This window comes from Pseudomonas corni (genome assembly GCF_057128765.1).
On record NZ_JBSKHW010000004.1, the window covers coordinates 290,248 to 308,334 of the forward strand.

The following is an 18,087-nucleotide window of genomic DNA, read 5'->3' on the forward strand; positions in this document are numbered from 1 at the left end:
GCTTGATGCGGTGCGTCAGGCACGACGCCTCGCGAACAAGTTCGCCCCTACAGGGTGGCCTCGACCGATGACCTGCAGCGTGGGAACGATCAACCGCAGACTCGTTTCTGCCCGAAGGGCATTGCAACTGTGTTCCTCATGTCATTCGCTATCCGCTTCTGCCCGCGGGGCGTAGGAGTTCGGCTTGCCAACGATGGGCTGCGCAGCAGCCCTGAAATCAGACGCCTCGGTGGATCAGGCACACCGCGCGCGCAGGTTTTGCTGCCGCTGCGCGCCAGATCGCCTGCAAGCAAGGCTCCTACGGGCTCCGCCCAGAAGCGAAAACCCACATCCCAGCGAGATCTGCGGCATCCCGACGGTTCTGTAGGAGCCAACTTGTTGGCGAGCCCTTGATGCGGTGTATCAGGCACAGCGCCTCGCGAACAGGTTTGCCCCTACAGGGTGGCCTCGACCGATGACCTGCAGCGTGGGAACGATCAACCGCAGACTCGTTTCTGCCCGAAGGGCATTGCAACTGTGTTCCTCATGTCATTCGCTATCCGCTTCTGCCCGCGGGGCGTAGGAGTTCGGCTTGCCAACGATGGGCTGCGCAGCAGCCCTGAAATCAGACGCCTCGGTGGATCAGGCACACCGCGCGCGCAGGTTTTGCTGCCGCTGCGCGCCAGATCGCCTGCAAGCAAGGCTCCTACGGGCTCCGCCCAGAAGCGAAAACCCACATCCCAGCGAGATCTGCGGCATCCCCACGGTTCTGTAGGAGCCAACTTGTTGGCGAGCGCTTGATGCGGTGTATCAGGCACAGCGCCTCGCGAACAAGTTCGCTCTACAGGCTCCGCCCAGAAGCGAAAACCCACATCCCAGCGAGATCTGCGGCATTCCGACGGTTCTGTAGGAGCCAACTTGTTGGCGAGCGCTTGATGCGGTATATCAGGCACAGCGCCTCGGGAACAAATTCGCTCCTACAGAGGTGGCGCGACTATCCTTCAGGGACAACACAACCCTGGGACGACGCATGCAACCGCCATCCAACCCCGACGATCAACCCGAGGGCAAACCACCCACCTTCTGGCAGATGCTGCACAGCGTCATGGCGGCGGCGTTTGGTGTTCAGAGCGGCAAGAACCGGGCGCGGGATTTCACCCACGGCAAGCCATCGCACTTTGTGTTCATGGGATTGCTGTTCACGGTGATATTCGCGTTGGGTTTGTTCGGGATTGTGCAGCTAGTGATTCACTTCGCCACTTGAATTCAACTGGTCAACGCATGGAAGTCAGCGCACGGAGTGAACAGGTAAAAACGGCGAATCAACCCCTTCCGGACTTTGACCCTGGGTGTACTGCCGCACATCAATCCCATAATCGTCCCGCAAGTTGGCGCTCATGTAATTCATCACATCACGCCGCTCCTTGAGTTGCAGCGAACGCACGCGCATGTCACCGATGGGCCGTCGAGTGCCAGGGGCTGCCTGGTCATAATCATGCAGCAGCACCAGCGCCCAGCCGCCGAGGGTGAAATGCCCGCCCACCACTACGTTCAGCCGATCCTCCAATTGGGCTTGCAGCGCTGCAGTCGAATCGTTGATCGCGCCAAACAACACGTCCTTGCCAGGTTGCTTGCCGAATGCTTTCACAGCATCCATCGCGCCGAACGCCATCAAGTCATTGGCCGCCCAGATCAGTGTCACCTTGGGATAACGCTTGAGCAGCATCAGCGCCTGTTCCTCGGCCCGATCGCGCCGCCAGCCCCCCAGCACAACCTGACGCAGACGCACGTTCGGATGCTCGGCCAGCGCTCTGAGCATGCCCTTTTCCCGCAGCAGGGAAACCGGTGTGCCGTTGGTACCGGAAAAAGCCAGCATTTCCACGGGTTCGCCCACCGTAGCAGGCGGGTACTGCTCAATCAGCCGGGTGGCCGCAAGATAGCCGCCCTCCTCATCATTGCCCACCAGACTGCCGAGGAAGTTGGGATAGCCCTGATTCAGGTCCCCAAGGATTGCCAACTGGTTGGCGGTGAACGTGTTGTTGACGGCCATCAACTTCACACCGCTGCCTACCGACAGGCGCAAAATCTCAGGCGCGACATTGAGCTCGTTGGAGAACACCAGATAATCCGGGCGATCGACGCCCTGTAGCGCATCGCGGGCATAGCCGAGCAGGATTCGGGTATCGCGATTGGTGTAATAGATGTGCAAGTTCATGCCCAGCCTGTCGGCGGCCGATTGCATGAAGCGTGAATAGCTGGACCAATAGGGATCGGGCGCAGCGCCCGGACTCAGGAACACCACCGAAGCGGCCCACGAACCACCCACCCACACATTTCCCGCCATGAAAAGGCAGCAGGCCAACAGTCGGCTTACGCGCATCGAGCTTGATCACCCCAGAATATGAACATCGCCGATCCGGCCTTTCATATCGAGTTATCGGCGTGGCGCTTGAAACCTTGTGCGTAGCCGTCGGGGTTTGACGCCGTTACTGGTGACTGACCCAGAACACCGCAGTCCCCACGACGAGAATAATGATGAAGAAAATGGCCCACGCATCCACGTGGCTGTCGGATTTGGCAGTCTTGGGGTGATTACTCATTGCATCGCCTCTTGTCGGTTCTTATTGGTGATTGCAGATGAAAGCGACCAACCCGGTTGACGTTGGCCCCACGCTGAGTAAAGTCGAGGCTTCTCCATATCACAAGTGTGGTTAAGACGGCTGGCATGAGCGCTTAGCACTTTTGGTTCTTTGCATATATTCAAACGCTACTTTTGCGCATAACTAAAAACGGGTATCTTCCACCGGCTCCGTTGGGAGTGCGCGGCCGTGCGCGCAGATTTGTTAAGCGGCCTGAATGAGCGAGCGCCAACACATCGCATTTCAGCCCGCCCAAGCAGTGAACCGCCTGAGAACAGGACCACCATGTACGTATACGACGAGTACGATCAGCGGATCGTCGAGGACCGCGTCAAGCAGTTCCGAGATCAGACCCGCCGCTACCTGGCCGGGGAGCTGAGCGAAGAAGAATTCCGCCCGCTTCGCCTGCAAAACGGCCTTTATATCCAACGCTTCGCGCCCATGCTGCGCGTCGCAGTCCCTTACGGCCAGTTGACCTCGCGTCAGACACGGATGCTGGCAAAGATCGCCCGTGACTACGACAAGGGCTACGCGCACGTCAGCACCCGCCAGAACGTGCAGTTCAACTGGCCGGCTGTGGAAGACATTCCCGACATTCTCGCTGAACTGGCCACCGTGCAGATGCACGCGATCCAGACCAGTGGCAACTGCCTGCGCAACGTCACCACCGATCAGTTTGCCGGTGTGGCCGCTGACGAGTTGGTCGATCCGCGTCCATGGTGTGAAATCGTTCGTCAATGGACGACTTTCCATCCGGAATTCGCCTACCTGCCGCGCAAATTCAAGATCGCCATCAATGGCTCCAGCTCTGACCGCGCAGCCATCGAAGTGCACGACATCGGCCTTGAGCCGGTGCTCAACGATGCGGGCGAGCTGGGTTTCCGCGTATTGGTGGGTGGCGGTCTTGGCCGTACGCCGGTTGTCGGCGCATTCATCAATGAGTTCCTGCCATGGCAGGACCTGCTGAGCTACCTGGACGCCATCTTGCGGGTCTACAACCGCTATGGTCGTCGCGATAACAAATACAAGGCCCGGATCAAGATCCTGGTCAAGGCGCTGACACCCGAGGTGTTCGCTGAAAAAGTCGAAGCCGAAATGGTTCACTTGCGCGGCGGCCAGACCACACTGACCGAAGCGGAAGTGGAACGCGTTGCCAAACACTTCGTCGATCCTCAATACAAGGCGTTGAGCGACTACAGCGCAGAACTGGCCCAGCTCGACAAAGAGCAGCCCGGTTTTGCCCGCTGGCGTTCGCGTAACGTCCTGGCGCACAAGAAACCGGGTTACGCGGCAGTGACCCTGTCGTTGAAACCTACCGGCGTTGCGCCGGGTGATGCGACCGACAAGCAACTGGATGGCATCGCCGACCTGGCTGACCGCTACAGCTTCGGCCAGCTGCGCACCTCCCACGAGCAGAACATCATTCTGGCGGACGTCGAGCAGAGCCAGTTGTTCGCCATGTGGGGTGAACTGCGCGAGCAAGGTTTCGCCACGCCGAACATCGGCCTGCTGACCGACATCATCTGCTGCCCGGGCGGTGATTTCTGCTCACTGGCCAACGCCAAATCGATCCCGATTGCCGAATCCATCCAGCGCCGCTTTGACGATCTGGATTACCTGTTCGACATCGGCGAGCTGGACCTGAATATCTCCGGCTGCATGAACGCGTGCGGCCACCACCACGTCGGCCATATCGGCATTCTGGGCGTGGACAAGAAAGGCGAAGAGTTCTATCAGGTGTCGCTGGGCGGCAGTGCCAGCCGTGACGCTAGCCTGGGCAAGATCCTCGGCCCATCGTTCGCGCAGGATGTGATGCCGGATGTGATCGAGAAGCTGATCGACGTCTACGTTGAAAAACGTACCGAAGACGAGCGCTTCATCGACACCTTCCAGCGTATAGGCATCGACCCTTTCAAGGAGCGCGTCTATGCAGCGAATCATTAAGAACAACGAAGTCATCGACGAGTCCTGGCACCTGCTGCCCAAGGACACGACGCTCGATGGCTTGTCCAACTGCGATGACCTGATCGTGCCGTTGGCGCTGTGGCGTGAACACGCCCATGCGCTCAAGGCCCGCGACGGTGGTCTGGGTGTGTGGCTGGACAGCGACGAAGAAGCTGAAGAAATCGGTGACGACGCCAATCAGTTTCAGGTCATTGCTCTGAACTTCCCGGCATTCACCGATGGCCGCAGCTACTCCAACGCGCGCCTGCTGCGTGATCGCTACGGCTTCAAGGGCGAGCTACGCGCCATTGGCGACGTACTGCGCGACCAGTTGTTCTACCTGCACCGCTGCGGTTTCGATGCGTTCGCGATTCGCGCCGACAAAGACCCGTACGAGGCGCTGGAAGGCTTGAAGGACTTTTCGGTGACGTATCAGGCTGCAACCGATGAGCCTTTGCCGTTGTTTCGGCGGCGTTGATCGTTAGCTGACAGGCGTCAAACAAAAAGCCCCGGTTTCGTGAGAAGCCGGGGCTTTTTTGTGGCTTAAACGCCCTCCCCCTGTAGGAGCCAACTTGTTGGCGAGCGTTTATGGGGTGTGTCAGCTATAACGCCTCGCGAACAAGTTCGCTCCTACAGATAAGGCTTCCTCACCAAAACCGCTGCTGGGTCAAACGCGACCACCAGTTGGTGACCAGCCGATCCACCGAACCGGTCGCTGCAAGCCCTACCCGCTCCTGCAGACTCTTGCGCTCGGCGTAGTGCAGATGGAAGACCTCGGCGGTTTTGGCACGGTCTGACAGATACTCATCACTGGTTTTCAGCTCATCGACCAACTGCTTGTCCAGGGCCGCCATGCCCAGCCAGATTTCACCGGTGGCCACTTCATCGATCTGCAATTGCGGGCGATAGCTGGCGACGAAGTTCTTGAACAACTCATGGGTGATGTCCAGATCCTGCTGGAACTTCTCGCGACCCTTATCGGTGTTTTCGCCAAACACAGTCAACGTGCGCTTGTATTCACCAGCGGTCAGCACTTCGAAATCAATGTCGTGCTTCTTCAACAGGCGGTTGACGTTGGGCAGCTGAGCCACGACGCCGATGGAGCCGAGAATCGCAAACGGCGCACTAATGATCCGCGTACCGATGCAGGCCATCATGTAGCCACCGCTGGCTGCAACCTTGTCGATGCAGATGGTCAGCGGAATCCCGGCCTGACGAATACGCGCCAGCTGGGAGGATGCCAGACCGTAGCTGTGAACCATGCCGCCGCCGCTTTCCAGACGCAGGACCACTTCGTCCTTGGGGGTGGCAAGGGTCAGCAGCGCAGTGATTTCATGGCGCATGCTTTCGGTGGCCGACGCTTTGATGTCGCCATCGAAATCCAGTACATAGACCCTGGATTTGCCGTCGGACTTTTGCTTGCCCTGCTTGGCCTCTTTTTTCAAGGTCTTGGCTTGCTCCTTGCGCAGGACCTTCAGTCGCTCCTTGTCCAGCAGCGACTGTTCCAGACGCTCGCGCAGTCCTTTATAGAAATCGTTGAGCTTGACCACCTGCAACTGACCGCCGCCGCGACGACGCCCTCGGCCGCGCATGGAAGCAATGGCGACTAGCACCACGACAATCGCGATCACCAACGTGACCGTTTTGGCCAGAAAGCTGGCGTAATCAGACAGAAACTCCACAGATGCTCCTTACAGACAGTTCAAACAGACATGGCGAGCGACAATGACAGCCTCGCAAGTGGGCCCAGCATACCGTCGCGCCCTGCAGCGAGCCAGCAACCTCAGGCTCAAAGATCGTCACAAACGACGATTCAAACGAGCGTATGTTTTTTCATTGACAGACCCCACACCGTCCTCATAACCTCCCAGCACTTTCACCGTACCGGGCGACGCGGACGTGGGCAGCATCTATCTGATACGACATGGCCAGGCCTCCTTTGGTGCAGACGATTACGACGTGCTGTCGCCCAACGGTTATCGCCAGGCCCAAGTGCTCGGCGCGCACCTGGCTGAACTGGGTCTGAGCTTCGATCGTTGCATCGCTGGCAGCCTGTTACGTCAACAGAACACAGCAACAACCGCTCTGGCGCAGTTCGCACAACTAGGCCTGCCGACCCCCATTCTGGAAACCGATCCGGCGTTCAATGAGTTCGACGCTGAAGCAGTAATTCGCGCCCTGTTACCGGCCATGCTGCCCGACGAGCCGGAGGCCCTTGAAGTGATGCGCAACGTTGCGCACAACCGCGCCGAGTTCCAGCGTCTGTTCGCGCTCATCATCGGGCGCTGGCTGGGCGGCGAGCACGACACGCCAGCACTGCAAAGCTGGCTGGCGTTCGCCGCACAGGTCAGATCCGGGCTGGACAGCATTCTCGACAGCGCCGGGCCCAACGACCGCATCGCTGTGTTCACTTCCGGCGGCACGATCACCGCCCTGCTCCACCTGATCACACAGATGCCCGCCGTGCAGGCATTCGAACTCAACTGGCAAATCGTCAACACCTCGCTCAACCACCTGAAGTTTCGGGGTCGCGAGGTGTCACTGGCTTCCTTCAACAGTCACGCACACCTGCAACTGATGAAGGCGCCGGAGCTCATCACCTACCGCTGAGCCCGGCCAATCGCACCTTCCAGGTGCCAGCACTCACTCTAAAAAGGACTCCACCATGACTTCCGTAGCCGACGCCGTTCAATCCATGAAAGCCAAGTTCAACCCAAGTGCCGCTGCGGGCCTGGATCTGGTCTTCGGTTTCCGTATCGATGAAAGCCAACACTTCTCCCTGATCGTCAAGGACAGCACTTGCGAGCTGCAGGAAGGCGAAAACCCTGACGCACAAGTAACGCTGGTGATGGACGGCGAAACCCTGGAAGGGATCGTCAGCGGCGAGACCGACGGCATGCAGGCGTTCATGGCCGGCAAGCTGCGCGCTGAAGGCGACATGATGCTGGCGATGAAACTGAGCGAATTGTTCCCGGCATAAGACGTAAACAGCGTTTCGTGGTCCGCGAAAAAACCGAACCTTCCGGGCTTCGGTTTTTTTTGCTCTATGGTTTGTGAGAGTCGCTGATCAAAACCGCTGATCGACCCGTAACACGGTCACCAATAACACCGCTTGGCGCTTGTGACCCGGGCTTCACGCGCATTAGATTAGTCAATGATCCTGGCCATCCATAATAATCAACAGGGATAAGCATGGCGCTCAACGACCCGTCCATCCAGGTTCGATCCGGCGAAGAACTCGACGTGACCCTGATCGATCCTTACCTCAAATCCCACCTCCCAGGGTTAAGAGGCACCCCTGAAATCAGTCAGTTTCCCGGCGGCGCGTCGAACCTCACCTACTTGTTGAAATACCCCGATCAGGAGCTGGTATTACGTCGCCCGCCGTTCGGTCACAAGGCCAGATCGGCACACGACATGGGCCGCGAGTTTCGCATCCTCAATCAACTCAAGGACGCGTTCCCCTATTGCCCGAAAGCGTACGTGCACTGCACCGACGAAGCCGTGATCGGTGCCGGGTTCTACGTCATGGAACGGGTCAACGGCATCATCCTGCGCTCCGATCTGCCCGCTGAACTGAACCTGGACGCCCGGCAGACCGAAGCCCTGTGCAAGAGCTTCATCGACAAGCTGGTCGATTTGCATCAAGTCGACTACGTGGCCTGCGGCCTGGGCGATCTGGGCAAACCCCAGGGGTATGTCGAGCGGCAGATTCGCGGCTGGACCGAACGCTACGAGAAAGCCCGCACGCCGGACGCCCCGAGCTGGGAGACAGTCGCCGCGTGGCTGGATGAAAAAAAACCGCCCGATCACCCCACCTCCAGCCTGGTACACAACGACTACCGCTTCGACAACGTGATCCTGGACCCCGCCAACCCCATGCAGATCATCGGCGTGCTTGATTGGGAACTGACCACATTGGGCGACCCGCTGATGGATCTGGGCAACAGCCTGGCGTACTGGATTCAAGCGGACGACCCTGCGCCCGTGCAACTGATGCGCCGCCAGCCCAGCCATGCGCCGGGCATGCTGACCCGAGAGCAGTTTGTGGCGTACTACGCCGAACGCGCAGGGATTCGGATCGACAATTTCGACTTTTACTACGCCTATGGGCTCTTCCGTCTGGCGGGCATCGTCCAGCAGATCTATTACCGGTTTTTCCACGGCCAGACCCAGGACAAACGCTTTGCGCAGTTCATTCACATGAACAAGCTGTTGGAACACATGGCCTTGCAGGTCATTGACCGCTCTGGGCTGTAAACGCATTGCCCTCCTACTTTCGACGACGGATCTACAGGAAGACAGCATGTCCAAGACTCAATTGTTCGACCTCGACGGCAAGATCGCCTTCGTTTCCGGTGCCAGCCGCGGGATTGGCGAGGCCATCGCCAAACTGCTGGCCCAGCAAGGCGCCCATGTGATTGTGTCCAGCCGCAGAATCGATGGCTGCCAGCACGTCGCCGACGCGATCATCTCGGACGGCGGCAAAGCCACTGCCATCGCCTGCCATATCGGAGAAATGGAGCAGATCACCAGCACTTTCGCGCAGATCCGCGAGCAGTTCGGGCGTCTGGACATTCTGGTTAATAACGCCGCGACCAACCCGCAGTTCTGCAACGTCCTGGACACCGACCTCGGCGCGTTCCAGAAGACGGTGGACGTGAACATTCGCGGTTATTTCTTCATGTCAGTGGAAGCCGGCAAGCTGATGCGCGAAAACGGCGGCGGCAGCATCATCAACGTGGCATCGATCAACGGCGTATCGCCGGGGGCATTCCAGGGCATCTACTCGATGACCAAGGCGGCGGTGATTAACATGACCAAGATCTTCGCCAAGGAATGCGCTCAGTTCGGCATCCGCTGCAATGCGCTGCTACCAGGTCTCACCGACACCAAATTCGCCTCGGCACTGGTCAGCAACGAGAAGATCCTGAACACCGCGCTGATGCAGATTCCGCTCAAGCGTGTGGCTGCGCCGAGTGAAATGGCTGGTGCGGTGTTGTACCTGGCCAGTGAGGCGTCGAGCTATACGACGGGCGTGGCGTTGAATGTGGACGGCGGGTACCTCTCCTGATGCATTTGTAGGAGCGCGCTTGCCCGCGACTGCGGTCTGTCTGCGATTGCATCGGTGTCTGACAGAATATTTTCGCGGGCAAGCGCGCTCCTACAGGACCGACGTACTGAGGCAATCCTGAGGGTTTTCTGAGGGAATAAAGATTCCTCGGCGCCCTCTCCTCCGCATACATTTTGCGCACAACAACAATCCTTCAAGGACGCTGTCATGCGCAAAACTCTTCCTGCATTGGGCGTCGGCCTGATCGGCACTGGTTTCATGGGCCGGGCCCACGCCATGGCCTTTCACAACGCTCGCTCGACCTTCGACTTACCCGTGCAACTCAAGCTGGTCGCTCTGGCCGACGCCGACGCGGCTCGCGCGCAGCAGTGCGCAGACGCCTGGGGGTTTGAGCGCAGTCATGCCGATTGGCAACAATTGATCAACGACCCTGAGGTCGGCCTGGTGGCAATCACCACGCCCAATCACCTGCATTTCCCCATGGCGATGGCGGCGCTGGAGGCCGGGAAAGCGGTGTACTGCGAAAAGCCGCTGGCGGTGAGCCTGGAGCAAGCCGACCAGATGCAGCGCGCGGCGAAGGCTGCGGGTGTCGTGACCCGCGCCGGCTACAACTATCAGCACAACCCGATCATCGGCCTGGCTCGGCAGATGATCGTCAGCGGTGAACTGGGGCAGATCATCAGTTTTCAGGGCGAGTTCAGCGAAGACTTCATGGGCGATCCGCAGTCGCCGTGGTCGTGGCGCTGCGATCCAGCACACGCAGGCGGCGCGTTGGCCGATCTGGGCAGTCATTTGCTGGCGATGGCGCGCTATCTGTTGGGGGACGTGGAGTCGGTCTGCGCCGATGCCAACACCGTTCATTCATCGCGGCCAGCATCAGCGGGCAGTCAGCAGCAGCGCGACATTGCCATCGACGACCAGACCCACGCCCTTCTGCGCTTTGCCAGCGGTGCACGCGGCACCTTCAGCAGCAGTTGGCTCAAACACGGCTATAAAAATCACCTGAGTTTCGAGATCAGCGGCACCCTGGGCACGCTGGCGTTTGATCAGGAGCGCCTGAATGAGCTGCGGGTGTGTCGAGTCGGTGAGCGTGACGGTTTCCAGCGTGTGCTCGCTGGCCCGTCACTGCCCGGTTATGCCGCGTTCTGCCCGGCACCTGGGCATCAGCTGGGTTACAACGAATTGAAAACGCTGGAAGTGCATGCGCTGATTCAGGCCATCAGCGGTACCGGCAACGACGGCCCGGATTTCGAAGAAGCCTGGGAAGTGGAACGGTTGGCGGCAGCGATTCGAATAGCAGCCAGAGAGCATCGTTGGGTGGCGTTGAGCGAGGTTTGAGCTGTCCGCAGCGCCGACCCCCCCCCTGACACAACCCCGTCCGGTGGGAGCGGACCTGTCCGCGAAGGCCTAGGTCCCGACACAGAAATCCATCGACTGTAAGGTCCTCTTCGCGGACGGGTCCGCTCCCACAGAATCTGAATTTATCGGCTGTAGGAGCGCGCTTGCCCGCGATTGCGTCAGGTCTGCCACCACCTTATTGACTGACACATTGCAATCGCGGGCAAGCGCGCTCCTACAGAAAGGCGCGACCACAAAATTGCGGCTTACGGGTAGAATGCCGGCCTTCCGGGCAGCCCTTCTGCCCAACTGCCAAGTAAGCCTGTTCCCATGCCTTTCGAACTCAGTGTTGACCTCACCACGCTGGCGGTGCTTGCCGTCGTGGCTTTTATTGCCGGATTTATCGACGCCATTGCAGGGGGCGGCGGATTGCTGACCACGCCTGCCCTGCTCACCGTTGGCCTGCCGCCGCATCTGGTGCTGGGCACCAATAAACTCAGCTCGACCTTTGGCTCTGCCACGGCAGGTTTCACCTTTTACCGGCGCAAGCTGTTTCACCCCGCCCAGTGGAAACACGCTCTGATTGGCACGGCTGTGGGTGCACTGATCGGCGCAGTGGTCGCCCATTACCTGCCCGCCGAATGGCTGAACCAAATGCTGCCGGTGATCGTATTTGGATGCGGTCTGTACCTGCTGTTCGGCGGGACGCCCAAGGCGCCGCTGGACAGCAATGCGCCGATCAAAACCAAATGGCAGCTGCCACAAGGGCTGACATTAGGGTTTTATGACGGTGTGGCAGGCCCTGGAACCGGAGCATTCTGGACTGTCAGCACGCTGCTGATCTATCCCATCGATCTGGTCAAAGCCAGCGGCGTGGCACGCAGCATGAACTTCGTCAGCAACGCGGCGGCGCTGTCGATCTTTGCCTTCAACGGTCAGGTGGATTGGGCCCTTGGCCTGTGCATGGGAACGGCGGTGATGGCCGGAGCGTCCTTCGGCGCCCGGTCTGCGATCAAGGGCGGCGCCAAATTCATCCGCCCGGTGTTCATCACCGTCGTGTTAGGGCTGACCGTACGCCTAGCCTGGCAACACTGGTTCGGCAGCGCCTGAACGCTGAGCTAGATATAAATCGATCAGGTAGCGCGCAATGGAACGGCTGGCCGGTAGCGGCGGCATGTCGTGAATGCTGAACCACTGCGCGTCTTCGATCTCATCGGCCTGGGGCACAATTTCGCCGCTCTCGTACTCGGCATGAAAGCCCAGCATCATCGAGTGCGGAAACGGCCAGCACTGGCTGCCCTTGTACTGAATGTTCTTGACCTTGATCTGCACCTCTTCCATGACTTCGCGTCGCACGCAGTCTTCGGCCGACTCACCCGGCTCGGCAAAACCTGCCAGGGTGCTATAAACGCCGGTGACGAAGCGCGGCGAACGTGCCAGCAGCACCTCGTCGCCTCGCGTGATCAGCACGATCATGCTCGGGGAAATACGCGGGTAATAACGCAGATCGCAATGCGCGCAATACATCGCGCGTTCAAGCGGCACCTGCTCAGCCTTGCGCCCACAGTTGCCGCAAAAGCGATGTTCCCGGGCCCAGGTACTGATCTGCGCGGCGTAACCGAGCTTCTGGTAAACATCGGCGTCGTCGCCGAGCATGAACTGACGCAGCGTCTGCCAGCTTGCGCCCTCCACCGGGACAGATTTTTCCAGCACCAGCAGATACACGGGCTCGCCATCGAAATGGCCAATGCCATGTTCGCTGACTACTGGCAAATCCAGACGTGCTAGCCATTCCCGGGAAAACATCACGCCGTTGTCATCGAGCAGAAAACCCTGATCACCATGGACCACGGCCATGCCACCGGTCACTTGAGTATCTAGGACAGCGGTGCTCCAACGCCTGGGGCGCGTCATGAAAAATCTCCTCTGGCACGATCAGGCCGGGTGACGGGGCAAGCCCGAAGCTTCAGCTCGCCACTCATGTCAGGCCCGTTCGCTATTAATTGTCGAAGACCGGCTTCTGTTTGCTCATGTGAGCGACCATCGCCAGCTTGAGATCCGGTGATTGCAACATGGCAGCGTTCCATGTGGCAACGTATTCGAGGCCGTCTTCGACCCGATGGTCACGCATGTAGCTGATCATGCGCTTGGTACCGTGGATGGCGATGGGAGATTTCGCAGCGATGTCGCGGGCGATGGCGAACACGCCTTCGAGCAATTGAGGCACGTCACTGAATGTGCGATTGACCAGACCGATACGCTGAGCCTCGGCGGCGTCAACGTTACGCCCGGTGTACGCCATCTCGCGCATCATGCCGTCGCCAATGATGCGCGGCAGGCGTTGCAGCGTCCCGACATCAGCGGCCATGCCCATGTCGATTTCCTTGATCGAGAACAGCGCATCGTTAGCGGCATAGCGCATGTCGCAGGCCGAAACCAGGTCAATGGCGCCGCCAATGCAATATCCCTGAATCGCCGCCAGCACCGGTTTGCTGCATTGATCGACGGCGCCAAACGATGCCTGCATCTGCACGATCTTGCGCCGTAGCAGACGTGCATTACGCCCCACGTCCTTGCCCAATTCGCTGGCCACTGACGCGAGCAGCATCAGATCGATGCCCGATGAGAAATGTTTGCCCGCCCCACTGAGCACCACCACTCGCACCTCGTCGGTGCTGTCGGCCCATTCAAATATCTGGATGATTTCGCGCCAGAACTCGGCGTTCATGGCGTTTACTTTTTCCGGACGATTGATTTGCACGTGGGCAATATGGTCGGCCAGTTCGACGTTGAAAGCGGTGTATTTGGACACGATGGCATTCCCTGGAAGTCGCGATTATCACAAGTGCTCTGGCGCAGGACTATAGCAAGCGCCCGCTGGGCACCGCAGGCTACGGTTGCGCCATTTGCCGGACGGGACGCTCTGGCTGTGCGCCGTGAAATATTCTGAACGGTCAGTTAGCGCCGAGGTCCAGTAAACTGGCAGCCGACCTTTGCTCGAAAGCGAAGCAAACGTGCAGCCTGGGCGTCGAAGAGTCATCGACGTTCGCCAATTTCTCAGGTCGCAAGAGGGCGATTCTTGACTACATCAAAAGCAGCAACCGGCATTGTGGGTCTGGACGACATCCTCGCAGGGGGGCTGTCACGCAGCCACGTTTTCCTGCTCGAAGGAGAACCCGGTACCGGCAAGACCACCGTGGCGCTTCAGTTTCTGCTGGCAGGTGCCGCCCAGAATGAGCGCTCGCTGTATATCACGCTGTCCGAGACGGAAGCAGAATTGCGCGACGGCGCTCGCTCCCACGGGTGGGAGCTGGACGACAACATCAGTATTTTTGAGCTGACGCCGCCGGAAGATTTGCTCAATGCCGAGCACCAGCAAAGCTTGCTGTATTCATCGGACCTGGAGCTGGGCGAAGCTACCCGCCAGATTTTCGAAGTGGTTGAGCGAGTCAGGCCCAATCGCGTGGTCATCGACAGCCTGTCGGAAATTCGTCTACTGGCGCAGAGCTCTTTGCGCTATCGCCGGCAGATCCTGGCGATCAAACACTACTTCACCCGTTACGACGCAACCGTTGTGCTCTTGGACGACCTGACCACCGAGGCGCTCGACAAGACCGTTCACAGCGTCGCCCACGGGGTGATCCGGCTGGAAGAACTGACCCCCAACTATGGCGCTGAGCGGCGCCGACTGCGCGTCGTCAAATACCGAGGTCAGAAATACCGGGGCGGCTACCACGACTTCACGATCATGGCCGACGGCGTTCACGTCTTCCCTCGTCTGGTGGCGGCGGAACACCGCAATAACTTTCAGCGCACGCAAATGAGCAGCCACATCAACGAGCTGGACGCCCTGCTGGGCGGCGGCATCGATGGAGGCTCCAGCACCTTGATCCTGGGCCCGGCCGGTACCGGCAAATCGCTGATCTCGATGGTGTTCGCGGCGGCTGCCGTGGCCCGAGGCGAGAAAGTCGGCCTGTTCATTTTTGATGAAGAAATGGGCTTGCTATTCGAGCGCATGAAAAAGATGAACATCGACCTTGAGGCGCTACAGGCCACTGGCAATTTGGTGATCGAGCAAGTGGATGCAGCCGAATTGTCGCCGGGCGAGTTTTCTCACCGAGTGCGTCGTAGCGTCGATCAGAAAGGCATTCGCACCGTCGTGATCGACAGCCTCAATGGCTATCAGGCGGCAATGCCTGAGGAAAACGCGCTGGTGCTGCATATGCACGAGCTGCTGCTGTACCTCAACCGCAAAGGTGCCGCGACGTTCATGACAGTGGCACAGCACGGGCTGGTTGGCGATATGCGCGCTCCGGTTGACATCACGTATCTGGCTGACACAGTGATTTTGCTGCGTTATTTCGAGGCGCTGGGTCAGGTCAGACGGGCAATTTCTATCATCAAAAAACGCACCGGCACTCACGAATCAACAATCCGCGAATACCGCATCAGCTCCCACGGTCTGACGATCGGCGAACCTCTGAGCGAATTCCAAGGCGTGCTTCGCGGTGTGCCGCAATATTTTGGCGAAAGCAATCCGCTGTTGCGGGATAAAGACGCGTGAGTACCCCTGGCCTGTTATCCGAGCGCGCAATCATTCTGGCTCCTCACGGCAGGGACAGTCAGATTGCCTTACGAATACTGCAAGAAGCGGGCTTCCCTGCTCTTATTACCCACGATCTGGCAGGTTTGAGCGATGAGTTGAAGTCCGGCGCAGGCATGGCGATCATCGCCGATGAGGCGCTGCGCAGCGCCGACATTCAACCGTTGCTGGCACAACTGGCGGGTCAGCCGGCCTGGTCGGACTTGCCCATCGTGCTGCTGACCCATCACGGTGGGCCGGACCAGAATCCTTCCGCGCGCTTTGGCAGCCTGCTGGGCAATGTCACGTTTCTGGAGCGTCCTTTTCACCCGGTGACCCTGGTGAGTCTGGTGACGAGTGCAGTGCGTAGTCGCCGCCGGCAATACGAAGCTCGCAGCCGGCTTGAAGATATGTTCGAGAGCGAGCAACGATTGCAGAACGCGTTGACCGCAGGACGATTGGGCTCCTGGAAACTAGAGGCCGAATTTTTGGAACTGGACTGCTCGGCCACCAGCAAGTCTCATTACGGCCACGACGAACGTGCCCTATTCAGCTATCAGGACTGGCTCAACACGGTGTATTTCGAAGACCAGCCACGCATGCAGTCGGCACTGCAGCACAGCCTGGACACAGGTGAAGATTTCGTCATGGAGTTTCGAAACGTCTGGCCGGACGGCTCGCTGAACTGGGTCGATGTTCGCGCCCGCGCGATCCGTGCGAAAAACGGCCGAGTGAGTGAGCTGGCCGGAGTAAGCTCGGACATCACTGAACGCAAGCTGGCTGAAACCCAGCTGGTGCAGCTCAATGAAACCCTTGAGCAGCAAGTCGAGGAGCGCACCTCGCAACTTCGGCATAACGAAGAAGTATTGCGCCAGTCGCAAAAGATGGAAGCGGTGGGACAGCTCACCGGGGGTATCGCCCACGATTTCAACAACATGCTGACCGGCATCATCGGCAGCCTCGAATTACTGCGCCGACGTATCGCCCGGGGGCGTCTTGACGACCTCGACGGGTTGATCGATCTGGGCGTGACCTCGGCCAACCGCGCCGCCGCCCTGACTCATCGCCTGCTGGCGTTTTCCCGTCGGCAATCGCTGGACTCCAAGCCCGTGGAGACGAACGAGCTGGTGCACTCGATGGGCGAATTGCTCAATCGCAGTCTGAACGAAAGCATCAGTCTGAACATGGACCTGGACCAAGGGCTCTGGACCGCAGAGGCCGACCCCAACCAGTTGGAGAGCGCCCTTCTCAATCTGGTGCTCAACGCCCGGGACGCCATGCCCGACGGCGGCAATCTGGTGATCAAAACCTACAACCGGCACCTTGATCGCCATTTCACCAATGCCTACGAGAACCTGCTGCCCGGTGATTACGTAGTGCTGAGCGTGTCGGACACGGGCAGCGGCATGCCGGAAAGTGTGATTCGCAGGGCTTTTGATCCGTTCTTTACCACCAAGCCTATCGGTCAGGGCACAGGTCTGGGTTTATCAATGATCTATGGCTTTGCCAAGCAGTCCCATGGTCATGTCGCCATTGAAAGCACGGTTGGACAAGGCACAACGGTGCGGCTGTACCTGCCACGTTTCCATGGTGCAAAAGAAGAACCGGCCGTGGCTATGACCAGCGATGCAGTGCAAGCCAAACCCGGGGAAACCGTGTTGATCGTTGAAGACGACCCTGCCGTGCGTGCATTGGTCAGCCAAGTGCTGAGCGAGCTGGGTTATGCGTATCTGGAAGTCAGCGACGGCACCAGCGCGGTACCGGTGCTGGAGTCCGACCAACGCATCGACCTGTTGATCAGCGACGTCGGCCTGCCCGGCATGAACGGCCGCCAAGTGGCCGAAATCGGTCGGCAACTGCGCCCGGATCTGAAGGTGTTGTTCATCACCGGGTATGCCGAACATGCCGCGGTTAGGGCAGGATTTCTTGATACCGGCATGCAGATGATCACCAAGCCATTCGCCTTCGACAACCTGACGGCGAAGGTGCGGGAGATGATTGAGAGTTGATCGTTACAGTTCTCTGTAGGGGCGAACTTGTTCGCGAAGCGTTCTGACTGACGAATTTTGCCAGCCGCCTCGCCAACAAGTTGGCTCCTACAGAGCGAAGGTCAGGCTTCTCAATTCAACAAGCGCTGAATCTGCGTGTGCAGGGTGTCCATGGTGAACGGCTTGGCAAGAATCGGTGCCTTGGAGGCAATGGGGCTGCCCGACTCGACAATCTCCGCCGGGTAACCACTGATGAAGATAACCTTCAATTCCGGCCTCAGCTTCACTGCAGGTTCAGCGATCATCACCCCGGAAATACCCCCAGGCAGGCGGTAGTCAGTGATCATCAAATCCAGGTGGGGTTTGGTGGCGAGGATTTCGAATGCCTGCTCACCGTTTTCCGCCTGCAACACTCGATAGCCCTCGCCCGACAGATAGTCGGCCAGCAGCATGAGAATCAGCGGTTCGTCTTCGACGATGAGTACGACATTTTCTGCATCAGAGCTCATTTGAACGCCTTTGATCTTATAGATAGCTGCTTGT

16 protein-coding genes are annotated in these 18,087 nt (G+C 59.0%); 11 read left to right on the forward strand and 5 right to left on the reverse strand.

Going from position 1 to position 18,087, the window contains the following annotated elements; genetic code table 11:
* The first annotated feature begins 1,009 nt into the window (after positions 1-1,009).
* Entirely contained in the window at positions 1,010-1,243 is a 234-nt protein-coding gene (locus ACWKV9_RS10080; protein WP_483835950.1) for a DUF2970 domain-containing protein, read from the forward strand.
* Between the two features lie 24 nt (positions 1,244-1,267).
* Here ACWKV9_RS10080 and ACWKV9_RS10085 read toward each other — a convergent pair whose 3' ends face one another.
* Entirely contained in the window at positions 1,268-2,359 is a 1,092-nt protein-coding gene (locus tag ACWKV9_RS10085) for an ABC transporter substrate-binding protein (protein WP_483835951.1), read from the reverse strand.
* A 544-nt stretch (positions 2,360-2,903) separates the two neighbouring features.
* Between ACWKV9_RS10085 and ACWKV9_RS10090 the strand changes: the two genes are divergently transcribed.
* A complete protein-coding gene (locus ACWKV9_RS10090) occupies positions 2,904-4,562 on the forward strand; it encodes a nitrite/sulfite reductase (protein WP_483835952.1) in 1,659 nt (552 codons plus the stop codon).
* Entirely contained in the window at positions 4,546-5,040 is a 495-nt protein-coding gene (locus tag ACWKV9_RS10095) for a DUF934 domain-containing protein (RefSeq protein ID WP_483835953.1), read from the forward strand. The genes ACWKV9_RS10090 and ACWKV9_RS10095 overlap by 17 nt, the downstream gene beginning before the upstream one ends.
* Before the next feature lie 169 nt (positions 5,041-5,209).
* Here ACWKV9_RS10095 and sohB read toward each other — a convergent pair whose 3' ends face one another.
* Complete coding sequence (gene sohB, locus ACWKV9_RS10100) at positions 5,210-6,244, reverse strand: protease SohB (RefSeq protein WP_483835954.1); 1,035 nt, start codon at positions 6,242-6,244, stop codon at positions 5,210-5,212.
* Positions 6,245-6,461: 217 nt separating this feature from the next.
* Between sohB and ACWKV9_RS10105 the strand changes: the two genes are divergently transcribed.
* From ACWKV9_RS10105 to ACWKV9_RS10130, 6 genes are all read left to right on the forward strand, one after another.
* Positions 6,462-7,172, forward strand: a complete 711-nt coding sequence (locus ACWKV9_RS10105) for a histidine phosphatase family protein (protein WP_483835955.1) — start codon at positions 6,462-6,464, stop codon at positions 7,170-7,172.
* 55 nt (positions 7,173-7,227) lie between these two features.
* On the forward strand, positions 7,228-7,542 hold the full coding sequence (locus ACWKV9_RS10110) for an SCP2 sterol-binding domain-containing protein (RefSeq protein ID WP_483835956.1): 315 nt from the start codon (positions 7,228-7,230) through the stop codon (positions 7,540-7,542).
* A gap of 212 nt (positions 7,543-7,754) precedes the next feature.
* Positions 7,755-8,822 (forward strand): phosphotransferase family protein, encoded by a 1,068-nt coding sequence (locus ACWKV9_RS10115; protein WP_483835957.1) that lies wholly within the window; start codon positions 7,755-7,757, stop codon positions 8,820-8,822.
* Positions 8,823-8,868: 46 nt separating this feature from the next.
* Positions 8,869-9,636, forward strand: a complete 768-nt coding sequence (locus ACWKV9_RS10120) for an SDR family oxidoreductase (RefSeq protein WP_483835958.1) — start codon at positions 8,869-8,871, stop codon at positions 9,634-9,636.
* A 207-nt stretch (positions 9,637-9,843) separates the two neighbouring features.
* The gene (locus ACWKV9_RS10125; protein WP_483835959.1) at positions 9,844-10,974 is read left to right on the forward strand and encodes a Gfo/Idh/MocA family protein; all 1,131 of its coding nucleotides are present in this window, start codon (positions 9,844-9,846) and stop codon (positions 10,972-10,974) included.
* A gap of 330 nt (positions 10,975-11,304) precedes the next feature.
* Positions 11,305-12,084 carry a TSUP family transporter gene (locus tag ACWKV9_RS10130; protein ID WP_483835960.1) on the forward strand — a complete coding sequence of 260 codons (780 nt, stop codon included), beginning with the start codon at positions 11,305-11,307 and terminating at the stop codon, positions 12,082-12,084.
* Here the strand turns inward: ACWKV9_RS10130 and nudC are convergent.
* Both nudC and ACWKV9_RS10140 read right to left on the reverse strand, forming a co-directional pair.
* Entirely contained in the window at positions 12,052-12,888 is an 837-nt protein-coding gene (gene nudC, locus ACWKV9_RS10135) for an NAD(+) diphosphatase (RefSeq protein ID WP_483835961.1), read from the reverse strand. The genes ACWKV9_RS10130 and nudC overlap by 33 nt on opposite strands.
* A gap of 85 nt (positions 12,889-12,973) precedes the next feature.
* A complete protein-coding gene (locus ACWKV9_RS10140) occupies positions 12,974-13,786 on the reverse strand; it encodes a crotonase/enoyl-CoA hydratase family protein (protein ID WP_483835962.1) in 813 nt (270 codons plus the stop codon).
* A 267-nt stretch (positions 13,787-14,053) separates the two neighbouring features.
* Between ACWKV9_RS10140 and ACWKV9_RS10145 the strand changes: the two genes are divergently transcribed.
* Together ACWKV9_RS10145 and ACWKV9_RS10150 are read left to right on the forward strand one after the other, a co-directional pair.
* The gene (locus tag ACWKV9_RS10145; protein ID WP_483835963.1) at positions 14,054-15,538 is read left to right on the forward strand and encodes an ATPase domain-containing protein; all 1,485 of its coding nucleotides are present in this window, start codon (positions 14,054-14,056) and stop codon (positions 15,536-15,538) included.
* Positions 15,535-17,565 (forward strand): response regulator, encoded by a 2,031-nt coding sequence (locus ACWKV9_RS10150; protein ID WP_483835964.1) that lies wholly within the window; start codon positions 15,535-15,537, stop codon positions 17,563-17,565. Before ACWKV9_RS10145 ends, ACWKV9_RS10150 begins: the two co-directional genes overlap by 4 nt.
* A gap of 110 nt (positions 17,566-17,675) precedes the next feature.
* Here the strand turns inward: ACWKV9_RS10150 and ACWKV9_RS10155 are convergent, their stop codons facing one another.
* A complete protein-coding gene (locus ACWKV9_RS10155) occupies positions 17,676-18,053 on the reverse strand; it encodes a response regulator (protein ID WP_483835965.1) in 378 nt (125 codons plus the stop codon).
* Positions 18,054-18,087 lie beyond the last annotated feature (34 nt).

Bases quoted from the DNA above. Each gene is read 5' to 3' on its own strand.
- ACWKV9_RS10080 (WP_483835950.1), top strand. From the start codon at position 1,010: ATGCAACCGCCATCCAACCCCGACGATCAACCCGAGGGCAAACCACCC.
- ACWKV9_RS10085 (WP_483835951.1), bottom strand. From the start codon at position 2,359: ATGCGCGTAAGCCGACTGTTGGCCTGCTGCCTTTTCATGGCGGGAAAT.
- ACWKV9_RS10090 (WP_483835952.1), top strand. From the start codon at position 2,904: ATGTACGTATACGACGAGTACGATCAGCGGATCGTCGAGGACCGCGTC.
- ACWKV9_RS10095 (WP_483835953.1), top strand. From the start codon at position 4,546: ATGCAGCGAATCATTAAGAACAACGAAGTCATCGACGAGTCCTGGCAC.
- ACWKV9_RS10110 (WP_483835956.1), top strand. From the start codon at position 7,228: ATGACTTCCGTAGCCGACGCCGTTCAATCCATGAAAGCCAAGTTCAAC.
- ACWKV9_RS10115 (WP_483835957.1), top strand. From the start codon at position 7,755: ATGGCGCTCAACGACCCGTCCATCCAGGTTCGATCCGGCGAAGAACTC.
- ACWKV9_RS10120 (WP_483835958.1), top strand. From the start codon at position 8,869: ATGTCCAAGACTCAATTGTTCGACCTCGACGGCAAGATCGCCTTCGTT.
- ACWKV9_RS10125 (WP_483835959.1), top strand. From the start codon at position 9,844: ATGCGCAAAACTCTTCCTGCATTGGGCGTCGGCCTGATCGGCACTGGT.
- ACWKV9_RS10130 (WP_483835960.1), top strand. From the start codon at position 11,305: ATGCCTTTCGAACTCAGTGTTGACCTCACCACGCTGGCGGTGCTTGCC.
- nudC (WP_483835961.1), bottom strand. From the start codon at position 12,888: ATGACGCGCCCCAGGCGTTGGAGCACCGCTGTCCTAGATACTCAAGTG.
- ACWKV9_RS10155 (WP_483835965.1), bottom strand. From the start codon at position 18,053: ATGAGCTCTGATGCAGAAAATGTCGTACTCATCGTCGAAGACGAACCG.